At 68.9% G+C, this 12,440-nt stretch carries 9 protein-coding genes; 6 read left to right on the forward strand and 3 right to left on the reverse strand.

Going from position 1 to position 12,440, the window contains the following annotated elements; translation table 11 throughout:
- Window positions 1-29: 29 nt before the first annotated feature.
- On the reverse strand, window positions 30-911 hold the full coding sequence (tsf, locus tag FHQ07_RS13055; protein ID WP_139717371.1) for a translation elongation factor Ts: 882 nt from the start codon (window positions 909-911) through the stop codon (window positions 30-32).
- 105 nt (window positions 912-1,016) lie between these two features.
- Window positions 1,017-1,820, reverse strand: a complete 804-nt coding sequence (gene rpsB / locus FHQ07_RS13060; protein ID WP_139717373.1) for a 30S ribosomal protein S2 — start codon at window positions 1,818-1,820, stop codon at window positions 1,017-1,019.
- A 383-nt stretch (window positions 1,821-2,203) separates the two neighbouring features.
- Between rpsB and map the strand changes: the two genes are divergently transcribed.
- From map to asnB, 6 genes are all read left to right on the forward strand, one after another.
- Complete coding sequence (gene map / locus FHQ07_RS13065; protein WP_139717375.1) at window positions 2,204-2,980, forward strand: type I methionyl aminopeptidase; 777 nt, start codon at window positions 2,204-2,206, stop codon at window positions 2,978-2,980.
- Window positions 2,977-5,604 carry a [protein-PII] uridylyltransferase gene (glnD, locus tag FHQ07_RS13070; RefSeq protein WP_139717377.1) on the forward strand — a complete coding sequence of 876 codons (2,628 nt, stop codon included), beginning with the start codon at window positions 2,977-2,979 and terminating at the stop codon, window positions 5,602-5,604. The genes map and glnD overlap by 4 nt, the downstream gene beginning before the upstream one ends.
- Window positions 5,601-6,527: a 2,3,4,5-tetrahydropyridine-2,6-dicarboxylate N-succinyltransferase gene (gene dapD / locus FHQ07_RS13075; RefSeq protein ID WP_139717379.1), complete on the forward strand. Its 927-nt coding sequence runs from the start codon at window positions 5,601-5,603 to the stop codon at window positions 6,525-6,527. Before glnD ends, dapD begins: the two co-directional genes overlap by 4 nt.
- 140 nt (window positions 6,528-6,667) lie before the next feature.
- Complete coding sequence (locus FHQ07_RS13080) at window positions 6,668-7,027, forward strand: Spx/MgsR family RNA polymerase-binding regulatory protein (protein ID WP_139717381.1); 360 nt, start codon at window positions 6,668-6,670, stop codon at window positions 7,025-7,027.
- Window positions 7,024-8,184, forward strand: a complete 1,161-nt coding sequence (gene dapE, locus FHQ07_RS13085) for a succinyl-diaminopimelate desuccinylase (protein WP_139717382.1) — start codon at window positions 7,024-7,026, stop codon at window positions 8,182-8,184. Before FHQ07_RS13080 ends, dapE begins: the two co-directional genes overlap by 4 nt.
- 170 nt (window positions 8,185-8,354) lie before the next feature.
- Window positions 8,355-10,037, forward strand: coding sequence for an asparagine synthase B (gene asnB, locus FHQ07_RS13090; RefSeq protein WP_139717384.1), 1,683 nt, complete (start codon window positions 8,355-8,357; stop codon window positions 10,035-10,037).
- On the opposite strand, the gene FHQ07_RS13095 is transcribed toward asnB, so the two are convergent.
- Complete coding sequence (locus FHQ07_RS13095) at window positions 10,034-12,403, reverse strand: penicillin acylase family protein (RefSeq protein ID WP_139717386.1); 2,370 nt, start codon at window positions 12,401-12,403, stop codon at window positions 10,034-10,036. The genes asnB and FHQ07_RS13095 overlap by 4 nt on opposite strands.
- Window positions 12,404-12,440 lie beyond the last annotated feature (37 nt).

Consider the following 12,440-nt stretch of genomic DNA (forward strand, 5'->3'; position numbering starts at 1 on the left):
GGTTTTCCGTATCGCGATGGTGCGGTCGATCAGACCTGCATCGCCTTCGCCACTTCCGCGGCGTAGTCCTCGACCACCTTCTCGATGCCTTCGCCGACCACCAGGCGCTGGAAGCCGGCCACGTCGGCGCCGGCGCCCTTCAGCACGGCTTCCACGGTCTTGTCGGAATCCAGCACGTAGTTCTGGCCGTACAGGCTCACTTCGTTGACGATCTTGGCGATCTTGCCGCCGATGATCTTCTCGAGGATCTCGGCCGGCTTCTGCTTGTCCTTCTCGGACATCTTGGCCAGTTCGATTTCCTTTTCCTTCGCCACGAAGTCGGCCGGGACGTCGGCCTGCTTGTTGTACGGCGGGTTCATCGCGGCGACGTGCATGGCCAGGCCCGAGGCCAGTTCGGCGTTGCCGCCGGCCAGGTCGACCAGCACGCCGATCTTGCCGTTGGTGTGCACGTAGGCGCCGACGGTATTGCTGCCGTCGACCTTGGCTAGGCGGCGGATCTGGATGTTCTCGCCCAGCTTCTGCACGGCGGTGGCGCGGGCTTCCTCGACGGTCTCGCCGGAGGCCAGCTTGGCGGCCTTCAGCGCTTCCACATCGGCGGCGCCGGAGGCCAGCGCGGCGTCGGCGACGGTCTGCACGAAGTTCTTGAAGTTGACGTCGTTGGCGACGAAGTCGGTCTCGGAGTTGACCTCGACCAGCACGGCCTTGCCGCCGGCCTGGGCCACGCCGATGCGGCCTTCGGCGGCCACGCGGTCGGCCTTCTTGTCGGCCTTGGCGGCGCCGGACTTGCGCAGCGCCTCGGCCGCCGCGTCGATGTCGCCGTTGGTTTCGCTGAGTGCCTTCTTGCACTCCATCATGCCGGCGCCGGTGCGCTCGCGCAGTTCCTTGACCAGGGAAGCGGTGATTTCAGCCATGGGGATACCTTCGATGTAATGAGTCGGGCGGGCGCCTGGCCCGCCAATGTGTCGCGTTGCCTGCGTCGCGGCCGCACGGCTTGGTGCGGCTGCGTGACGTTGCGGTTACTCGGCCTTCGGCGCGGCGTCGTCGGTCGCGGCGGCCTTCTTGGCCGGTGCGCGGCGGGCCGGCTTCTTGTCGCCGTCCGCGGCGAAGTCTTCCTCGCGCACGCTGGCGGCGGACGGGGTGGCGGCCTTGCCTTCCAGCACGGCGTCGGCGGCGGCGCCGGCGTACAGCTGCACGGCACGGATGGCGTCGTCGTTGCCCGGGATGGCGTAGTCGACCAGGTTCGGGTCGTAGTTGGTGTCGACCACCGCGATCACCGGGATGCCGAGCTTCTTGGCTTCCTTGATGGCGATGTCTTCATGGCCGATGTCGATCACGAACAGGGCGTCCGGCAGGCGGTTCATGTCCTTGATGCCGCCCAGCGAGGCTTCCAGCTTGTCGCGCTCGCGGCGCAGGCCCATCACTTCGTGCTTGACCAGCTTCTGGAAGGTGCCGTCGGTTTCCGCGGCCTCCAGTTCCTTCAGGCGGGCGACCGACTTCTTCACGGTGGCGAAGTTGGTCAGCGAGCCGCCCAGCCAGCGCTGGGTCATGTACGGCATGCCGCAACGGGTCGCCTCTTCCTTGATCGGGTCGCGCGCGCTGCGCTTGGTGCCCACGAACAGGATGGTGCCGCGCTTCTGCGCCACGCCGCTGATGAAGTTCATCGCGTCGTTGAACAGCGGGACGGTCTTCTCGAGGTTGATGATGTGGATCTTGCCGCGGGCGCCGAAGATGTACGGGCCCATCTTGGGGTTCCAGTAGCGGGTCTGGTGGCCGAAATGGACGCCGGCTTCCAGCATCTGGCGCATGGTGATCTGGGGCATTGCAGTAACTCCTGAACAATGGAACCGGCCGCCGATCGTTGCGGCGGGGCAATGGTTCCGGGGTTGGGCCTCCCTGCCGTCACTGCGTCCGAACTCCTTGCGGAGCACCCCGGCGCAGGGGTTGTCGACAGGTGTGGATTTGCCGGTGTCGCCCGACATGGCGGCGGTAAAGCCTTGAAAGTATGGCGCAAAAAGTGGATCGGGGCAATCCGTGGGCAGTCGGGCCGCCGGCCGGGGCGTGAGCACGCCGCTCGGTCCAGTCGTCCAGGATCGATCTTGCGGGCGCGGGCCATCCATGACCCGCTCGGTTCGCGCCCCGGCCGGCGGCCCGGCTGCGTCGCCCTGCGCGGCACTGCAGAGGCCGGATCGGCGATAATCCGCCCATGAGCATCAACCTGAAAACCGCCGCCGACCTCGAGAAGATGCGCGAAGCCGGCCGCCTGGCCGCCGAAGTGCTGCAGGTGGTCGCCCCGTTCGTGAAGCCGGGGGTGACCACCGAGGAACTGGACCGCATCTGCCACGACCACATCGTCAACGTGCAGGGCGCGATCCCGGCCAACGTCGGCTACCGCGGCTTCCCCAAGACCGTGTGCACCTCGGTCAACAATGTGATCTGCCACGGCATCCCCAGCGAATCCAAGGTGCTGAAGGACGGCGACATCGTCAACATCGACGTCACCGTGATCAAGGACGGCTGGCACGGCGACACCAGCCGCATGTACTTCGTCGGCACCCCGTCGGTGATGGCCAGGCGACTGGTCGAGGTGACCCGCGAGGCGATGTTCCGCGGCATCCGCGCGGTCAGGCCGGGCGCGACCCTGGGCGATGTCGGCCACGCGATCCAGCAGTACGCCGAATCCGAGCGCTTCAGCGTGGTCCGCGAGTACTGCGGCCACGGCATCGGCAAGGTCTACCACGACGACCCGCAGGTGCTGCACTACGGCCGCCCTGGCGAGGGCGTGGTGCTGAAGGAAGGCATGACCTTCACCATCGAACCGATGATCAACGAAGGCGCGCGCCACACCAAGCTGCTGCCGGACGGCTGGACGGTGGTCACCAAGGACCGCAAGTTGTCGGCGCAGTGGGAGCACACCGTCGCGGTCACCGCCGACGGCGCGGAGATCCTGACCCGCCTGCCGGGCGACGACAACGACCTGTGAGTACCCACGCGGCGGCCGACACGACTGCGGCTTCCGTTGATGTCCCGGCGGGCGCCGACGGCGATGCCGCCTGGGCCGCGGCTACCCGCGCGGTGCTGGCGCAGGCCGACGCGAAGCTGGCCAGGCGCTTCGACGGCGGCGAGATCGTCGACAAGCTGGTCGCGCTGCGCACGCGTGCGGTCGATGAAGTGATCCGCGCCGGGTGGCAGCGCTGCATCCCGGCCGGTGCCGGGCTCGCGCTGTTCGCGGTCGGCGGCTACGGCCGCGGCGAACTGTTCCCGCATTCGGACATCGACCTGCTGGTGCTCGCCGATGGCGATGTGCAGCAGGCGCAGCAGCCCGCGCTGGCACGCTTCCTCGCCTTGCTGTGGGATGCCGGCCTGCAGGCGAGCCAGGCGGTGCGTTCGCCCGCGCAGTGCACCGAGGCCAGCGCTGACCAGACCGTGCTCACCGCGTTGATCGAAGCGCGCCCGCTGGTGGCCGGCGAGGCCGCGCAGCAGGGCCTGCGCGACGCGGTTTCGCCCGAACGGGTCTGGCCGGCGCGGGCCTTCTTCGAGGCCAAGGTGCGCGAGCAGGCGCAGCGCCACGCGCGCTTCGGCGACACCAGCGACAACCTCGAACCCAATCTCAAGGACGGCCCCGGCGGCCTGCGCGACCTGCACACGCTGGGCTGGATGGCGCTGCGCAGCTTCGGCGTGCGCGAGCTGGATCCGCTGGTCGGGCTGGACCACCTCGGTGCCGACGAAGCCGTCGCGCTGGATCGCGAACGGCGTGCGCTCGGGCGCCTGCGCTTCGGCCTGCACCTGGTCGCCGGGCGGCGCGAGGAACGCCTGCGCTTCGATTTCCAGAAACTGCTGGCCGAGCGCCTGGGCTACGCCGACGACGGCGATTCGCTGGCGGTCGAGAAGATGATGCAGGGCTTCTACCGCAGCGCGGCGATCGTGCGGCGGATCAACGACCGCCTGCTGCAGCGCTTCGAGGAACATTTCGACGGCGCCGCCGAGCCGCAGGCGCTTGACGACGACCTCGAGCTGCGCCGCGGTTACCTCGCCACCCGCAAGCCGGGCTGGTTGCTGGAAGACACGGCAAACGTGTTCGCGCTGTTCGCGGCCTGGGCGGCCGACACGTCGCTGCGCGGCTTGCATTCGCAGACCGCACGCGAACTGGCGCGCGCCTTGCCCGGGATCCAGGAATACGCGAAGGCGTCGCCAGCCTTGCGCGAAGCCTTCATGCAACTGCTGCGCGGCCCGCAGCCGGTGAAGACGCTGGAACGGATGACCCGGCTCGGCGTGCTCGGGCGCTGGATCCCCGCGTTCGCGCAGGTGTCCGGGCGCATGCAGTTCGACCTGTTCCACGTCTACACCGTGGACCAGCACACGCTGGCGGTGCTGAAGAACCTGGCCGCGTTCGCCTCCGGCGAGGCGGACGAACGCTTCGCCGTCGCGCATACGGTCTGGCCGCAGCTGCGCAAGCCGGAACTGCTGCTGCTGGCCGGCCTGTTCCACGACATCGGCAAGGGCCGCGGCGGCGACCATTCCGAACTCGGCGCGGTCGATGCGCGCGAGTTCTGCGAGGCGATGGGCCTGATCGAAGCCGATACCGCGCTGGTCGAATGGCTGGTGCGCAAGCACCTGCTGATGTCGGTGACCGCGCAGAAGCAGGACATCACCGATCCCGAGGTGATCCACCGCTTCGCCGCGCTGGTCGAGGATCGCCAGCGCCTGGATTGCCTGTACCTGCTGACCTGCGCGGACATCGCCGGTACCTCGCCGAAGCTGTGGAATGCGTGGAAGGACCGGCTGCTGGCCGACCTGCACACGGCGACGCGCCTCGCGTTGCGGCGCGGGCTGGAGCATCCGGTCGCGGCGGACGAACGCATCGACGAAAACCGCGCCACCGCCGGCATGCTGCTGTCCGAGGAAGGCCTCGACGACGACGTCATCGACGCCGTCTTCGCGCGCATGCCGCGCGACAATTTCCTGCGCAGTCGCCCCGAACAGATCGCCTGGCAGGCCAATGCGTTGCGCGATGTGGCGGCAGGCGAGACCGTCGTGCGTGCGCGCCAGCTCGGCGGCAGTGGCTATGAAGTGCTGGTGCATGCGCCGGATCGCGATGGCCTGTTCGCGGCGATCGTGATCGGGCTGGATCGCGCCGGCCTGGCCATCCTGCAGGCGCGCGCGCTGGACGGCCCGGACGCCACCATCTTCGACACCTTCCACGTGTTGCCGAACGACCCGCGGCACGCGCCTGCGCCGGCGCAGATCGAAACCAGCCTGCAGCGCGTGCTGGCCGGCGACCTGGGCCGCGTGCTGCCCGCGCGGCGCAGCCAGCCGCGCCATCTGCGCCATTTCCGCATCGTCCCGCAGGTCGGGTTCGCCGAGGCGGAGGCCGGCCGCACCCTGGTCAGCATCGTCTGCAACGATCGTCCGGGCCTGCTCGCCGACATCGCGCGCGTGCTGCGCGAGCAGCGCCTGCGCGTGCACGATGCGCGCATCGCCACCTTCGGCGAACGCGCCGAGGACATGTTCCAGATCAGCGACGAGCACGACCGCCCGTTGCCCGACCCCCAACGCCAGTCGTTGCGCGACGCGCTGCTGGCCGCACTCGACGGAGACCCGCGATGAGCCCCGCCAAGCCCAACAAGAAGACCGCCGACGAGCAAGCCGCAGCGAAGCCGTCGCCCGCGAAGGCGCGCGCCGCCGCGCGTGCGGCGGAGATCGAAACATTGCGCTTCGAGATCGAAAGCGCGTGGGAGCGCCGCGCCGCGCTGACCCCGGAAGAGATCGAGGGCGCCACCAGGCCTGCGGTGGATCGCGTCATCGAAGGCCTCGAGAAGGGCGACCTGCGCGTGGCCGAACCGGACGGCAACGGCGGCTGGGCGGTCAATGAATGGCTGAAGAAGGCGGTGCTGCTGTACTTCCGCACCCAGGAAATGGAATTGGTCGAAAGCTATCCGGCGCCGTTCTGGGACAAGGTGCCGGCGCGCTTCGCCGATTTCGACGAAGCCGATTTCCGCAAGCTCGGCGCGCGGGTGGTGCCGGGCGCGGTGGTGCGCGCGGGCAGCCACATCGGCAAGGACGTGGTGCTGATGCCGAGCTTCGTCAACATCGGCGCGCATGTCGGCGAAGGCACGATGGTCGATACCTGGGCCACGGTCGGCAGCTGCGCGCAGATCGGCAAGGGCTGCCACCTGTCCGGCGGCGCCGGCATCGGCGGCGTGCTGGAGCCGCTGCAGGCCAGCCCGACGATCATCGAGGACCATTGCTTCATCGGCGCGCGTTCGGAAGTGGTGGAAGGCTTCGTGGTCGGCCACCACAGCGTGATCGGCATGGGCGTGTTCCTCGGCCAGAGCACGCGCGTCTACAACCGCGCGACCGGCGAGATCAGCTATGGCCGGGTGCCGCCGTACAGCGTGGTCGTGTCCGGCCAGTTGCCGGCCAAGGACGGTTCGCATTCGCTGTACTGCGCGGTGATCGTCAAGCAGGTGGACGCGAAGACGCGCAGCAAGACCTCGGTCAACGAATTGCTGCGCGGGTTGGCCGACTGAGGTTCGGCATCGTCGCGAGGCTGGCCGGCAGGCGGTTTTCGCGACACCCGCAAGTACATCCATGTAGGCTCATCGGCGACATCCATGTCGCCGATGGTCGCGAAAACCGCCTGCCGACCATTCCCCCGGAGTTGTTCCGCATGACGATCTTGTACGGCCTGAAGAACTGCGACACCTGCAGGAAGGCGCAGAACTGGCTGAAGCGCTTCGGCATCGACTATCGCTTCGTCGACTATCGCGACGAGCGGCAGGCGCCGGAAACGCTCATCGCATGGAAAGACGCGGCGGGCAGCTGGGATTTGCTGATCAACAAGTCCTCGACGACTTGGCGCGAGCTACCGCCGAACCGCAAGGCGCCCGGCAGCGATGCCGAATGGAAGCTGCTGCTGAAGGAATATCCGCAGCTGATCCGCAGGCCTGTCGTCGTGCTCAACGACGGTTCGATGTCGCAGGGATTTTCGGACAACGGCTTCAAGAAACTGTTCGGGATCGACAAGTGAGCGACGTCTTCGCCCTGGCCTGCGACTTGATCGCGCGGCCTTCGGTGACGCCGGACGATGCTGGTTGCCAGCAACTGATCGCGCAGCGCCTGCAGCGCGCCGGCTTCGCCATCGAACACCTGCGCTTCGGCGAGGTGGACAACCTGTGGGCGACGCACGGCAGCGGCGACGGCCCGGTACTGGTGCTGCTCGGCCATACCGACGTGGTGCCGCCCGGCCCGCGCGACGCCTGGGCCAGCGATCCGTTCGCGCCGGAAGTGCGCGATGGCATGCTGTACGGCCGTGGCACGGCGGACATGAAGGGCAGCGTGGCGGCGTTCGTGGTCGCGCTGGAAAATTTCGTCGCCGCGCATCCGGGCCATGCGGGCACGGTGGCGCTGCTGCTGACCTCGGACGAAGAGGGCGATGCCGTCGATGGCGTGCGCAAGGTCGCCGACCTGTTCCGCGAACGCGGCCAGCGCATCGACTGGTGCATCACCGGCGAACCCTCGTCGAAGGCGATGCTCGGCGACCTGCTGCGCGTCGGTCGGCGCGGCACCTTGTCGGCCACGCTCACGGTGAAGGGCATCCAGGGCCACGTCGCCTATCCGGAGAAGGCGCGCAACCCGATCCACCAGGCGTTGCGGGCCTTGGCCGGGCTGGCGTGGAAGCAGTGGGACGCCGGCTATGAAAGCTTCCCGCCCACGTCGCTGCAAATCAGCAATTTCAACGCAGGTACCGGCGCCAACAACGTGATCCCCGGCGAAGCGAAGCTGCTGTTCAACCTGCGCTACAACCCGCACTGGACCGCCGCGCAGCTGGAAGCGGAGTGCGAAAACCTGCTGCGCGAATACGGCCTGGAGTTCGACCTGCATTGGCATCGCGGCGGCGAACCGTTCTACACGCCGGAAGGCCCGCTGCGTGCCGCCGCGCGCGAAGTGCTGGCGCGCTTCGCCGGCGCAGCGCCGGAGGAAAGCACCGGCGGCGGTACCTCGGATGCACGCTTCATCGCCCCGCTGGGCGCGCAGTGCATCGAAGTCGGGCCGGTCAATGCCAGCATCCACAAGGTCGACGAGCATGTGCGCGTGGCGGACCTCGAGGCGCTGCCGGATCTGTACCTGGCCCTGCTCGAACGGTTGCTGGCGCAACCGTTGCGCGATGCCGCTTCGGCGGGTTAAGGTCGGCCCATGAGCTTCCAGCGCGCCGAAAATAATAATCGTCTGAACGCCAGCCCCCCGCGGGTCGGCGATTAGCGCGCGCGTCACACGCTGATCTTCCCGAAGCCCGCACTGCGAAGTGCGGGCTTCTTCGTTTTCCCCTCCCGAAATTCCCCTCAAGGACTTCCACGATGTGCTCGATCCTCGGCGTCTTCGACCTCCGCCCCGGCGCGGACCTGCAACCCCTGCGGCCGCTGGCCTTGTCGCTGTCCGCGCGCCAGCGCCATCGCGGTCCGGACTGGAGCGGGGTACATGCCGATGCGAATGCGCTGCTGGTGCACGAGCGCCTGGCCATCGTCGATCCCGCCGGCGGCGCGCAGCCGATCCATTCCGCGGATGGCACCTTGGTGCTGGCGGTGAACGGCGAGATCTACAACCACCGCGAACTCGAGCGCCGGCTGGCCAAGCCGTACGCGTTCCAGACCGGCTCGGATTGCGAGGTGATCAACGCGCTGTATCGCGATGGCGAAGCCCCGGAGACCTGGCTGGGCCGGCTCAACGGCATCTTCGCCTTCGCCCTGTGGGATGCGCAGGCGAAGCGGGTGCTGGTCGCGCGCGACCACATGGGCATCTGCCCGCTGTACTGGGGCCACGATGCCGATGGCCGCCTGTGGGTCGCCTCGGAAATGAAGGCGCTGGTACGGATCTGCGACGACGTCGCCGCGTTCCCGCCCGGCCAGGTCTACGACAGCGCCAGCGGCGAGCTCACCCACTGGTACAAGCGCGCTTGGCGCGACTACGACGCGGTGCAGGGCGTCGCCGCCGACAAGGCCGAACTGCGCGAGGCGTTCGAGCGCGCGGTGCACCGCCAGCTGATGAGCGACGTGCCGTACGGCGTGCTGCTGTCGGGCGGGCTGGATTCCTCGCTGGTCGCGGCCTGCGCCGCCAAGTTCGCGCGCAAGCGGGTGGAGGACGACGACAAGGGCGAGGCCTGGTGGCCGCGCCTGCACAGCTTCGCCATCGGCCTCGACGGCTCGCCCGACCTAAAAGCCGCGCAGGTCGCCGCAGACAGCCTGGGTACGGTGCACCACGGCTTCACCTACAGCTTCGCCGAAGGGCTCGATGCGTTGCCGGAAGTGATCCGCCACATCGAGACCTACGACGTCACCACCATCCGCGCCTCGACGCCGATGTTCCTGCTGGCGCGGCGGATCAAGGCGATGGGGGTGAAGATGGTGCTCAGCGGCGAGGGCAGCGACGAGCTGTTCGGCGGTTACCTGTATTTCCACAAGGCGCCGAACGCGCGCGAATTCCACGAGGAACTGGTGCGCAAGCTGGACGCGCTGCACAGCTACGACTGCCTGCGCGCCAACAAGTCGATGATGGCCTGGGGGGTGGAGCCGCGGGTGCCGTTCCTCGACGTCGAGTTCATGGACGTGGCGATGCGGATGGACGCCAGGCACAAGATGAGCGGCGGCGGGAAGATCGAGAAATCCGTGCTGCGCGAGGCGTTCGAGGGCTACCTGCCGCAGGAAATCCTGTGGCGGCAGAAGGAGCAGTTCAGCGACGGCGTGGGCTACGGCTGGATCGACGGCCTGAAGGCGCATGCCGAAGCGCAAGTCAGCGATGCGGATTTCGCCACCGCGGAAACGCGATTCCCGGTCAATCCGCCGCAGACCAAGGAAGCGTATTTCTACCGCCGCCTGTTCGAGGAGATCTTCCCCGGCGAGGCCTGCGCGAACACGGTGCCGGGCGGCAAGTCGATCGCCTGTTCATCGCCCGCAGCCATTGCCTGGGATGCCGCGTTCGCGACCATGGCCGATCCCTCCGGCCGTGCCGTGGCCGGGGTGCACAACGACGCGCTGGTGGCCTAGCGCGTCGCCGGTTGCAGGCGCAGGGTGTGCGTGGCCGGACCCGGCAGGAACGGCGTGGGCCGGCCGTGCACCCAGTCCTCGTGACCCGCGCCCCAGAACGGCGAGAGCGGATGCCCGCTCTGCCCACCGGGCATGTGGATGATGCCGTCGGCCTCGTGGCCGGGCGACACCACCATGCGTTCGGAGGCGCCGAAATCCGGGCCGGCCACGCGCGGCATCGCGGTATCGCCGGCGAGTTGGTCGGCCGGCATGCATAGCATGGATTTCGCGAACGGCAGTGCGCGCACCAGCGGGTGGCAGATCGCCGCGGTGTTGCGCTCGCCCCAGCGACGCTGGGCAAGCGGGCCATGCGTTTCGAGATCGCCACGCACTTCGTTCGCGGCATCCTCGAACAGTGCATCCCAGCTGTCGAAACGACGCGACAGCAGGTGCGGCGGTCGTTGCGCGACCAGGGGCCAGGCCACGCCCTCGAATTGCGACAGTTTCGGCGCGGTGTAGTCCTTGCCCAGTGCAGCCTGCGCCGGCGCGGTCAGGCCGTCGAGGATGCGCGCATGCACCGCCAGCCGCCACGCGCGGACGATGCGGTAGCTCACCGATTGCGGGATCGCGCGGCCTTCCCAGGTCTTCGCGGCAGCGGCGAGTGCGGACAGCGCCGGGGTCTTCGCCTGCGCGGCGCGTTCGCCCAGCAACGCATGCCAGCGTTGCAGGAACAGGGCGCGGTCGTCGAGCTGGATCGCCAGCAGGTCGCGTTCGCTGAATTTCGATTTCGCGAACAGGTCGTCGCGGATCTGCTGCGCGCGCGCGCCCAGCGCGAGCCCGCCGTCGCCGACGGCTTGCAGCGCGTCGCCATCCAGCGTGCGCGCGTTCGCGGTCCACAGCCGGCCGGAAGCCGGCGCGTCGAGGCGCGGCGAGCGGTCGCTGGCGATCTTCCAGGGCGCGCATTGCGCAGCGGTCGCATCGTTCTCGACCAGGTGCGTCGATGCGCATGCGCCTTCGCGCTGCGCGATCGGCCCGAGCAGGCGCCAGGCGATGCGGCCGTCGCGGTCGGCGAGCAACAGGTTCTGGGTGGGGATGCCGACGCGGTCGGCGATCGCCAGCGCATCGCCGACATCGCGCGCCTTCGGCAGGTCGACCACGCCGAGGTTGAGCGCGCCGGGCAGGTGCGCGGCCCAACGCAAGGCGAGCGCGCGGCCATCGGGCAGGCGATGCAGCAGCGGGCCCCATGCGGATTCCTCGACATCGAAATCGACGGCCTTGCCGCCAGCGACCGCGATGCGTTCCCGATGGGTCTTGATCGGCGCGCAGCCGGCGCTGGCCGCGTCTTTCGCGCACGGCGTTTGCAGCTTCCAGTCCTGGTAGTCGCCATAGCTGTTGGTGAACGCCCAGGCCACGTGGCCGCCGCTGCCGACCACGATCCCGGGCAGGCCCGGCAGGCTGAAGCCGCCGGTATCGACCTTGCCCGCGGGCGCACGCGCATCCGGATAGCGCAGGCGTGCGCGGAACCAGATGTTGGGCGCGCGCAGGCCCAGGTGCATGTCGTCGGCGACGATGGCGCGGCCGTCGGCGGTCAGGCTGCCGGCCACCGCGAAGTTGTTGCTGCCGATGTCGCCGCCGTGGGCCATCTCGCCGGGCTTCGCTGCGGGAGGTGCCGGCAGCTTGCGCAGGTCGACCTGGTCCGCGGTCGGCAATGCCGCGTCGCCGCGGGCGGCACCGAACAATGGCGCATCCCAGGTGCTGCCGGAATGGGTGAGCAGGGCGTACAGCGCATCGGGCAGCTGCGGCTTGATCGTCCACAGCGCGTATTCGTTGGCGTCGTCGCCGCCCTGCAGGTCGAAGTACATCGCATAGCCGACCAGCGGCGTGTCCTCGATCCGCCACTTCGCCGGTTGCTGGCGCAGCAGCAGGTACGGCCACGGGCGCGCCTTGAGGTCGCGCAGGCCGGCGTTGACGCCATCCACGTAGGCCTGCAGCAGCGGGCGTTGCGCGCCGGCGACGGTGTCGAGGTTGGCGGCGACGCGCGCACGCAGGCGGTGCACGCGGTGGCGCTTGTCGGTATCGATGGCGATCGCGCCGAACAGTCCGGCCAGTTCGCCGGCCGCGGTACGGCGCAGCAGGTCCATCTCGAAATAGCGTTCCTGCGCGTGCACGTAACCGAGCGCGCGCATGGCATCCGCTTCGTTGCTGGCGTCGATGGTGACCGTGCCGTTCGCATCGCGCTGGATCGTGGTTTCGGCGGAGAGGCCCGGCAACGCGACATCGCCATCGAGGGCGGCGAGGCTGGCGCGCATCGCCCACCACGCGGCGATGGCGACGAGCAGGGCAAGGACCAGCAACAGCGCGATGCCGCGCCTGAGCCACTTCATCATCGAGCGATTCCCCAATGCCGCGTCGCGGCGCGATCCG

The organism is Thermomonas aquatica (assembly GCF_006337105.1).
Classification (GTDB): domain Bacteria; phylum Pseudomonadota; class Gammaproteobacteria; order Xanthomonadales; family Xanthomonadaceae; genus Thermomonas; species Thermomonas aquatica.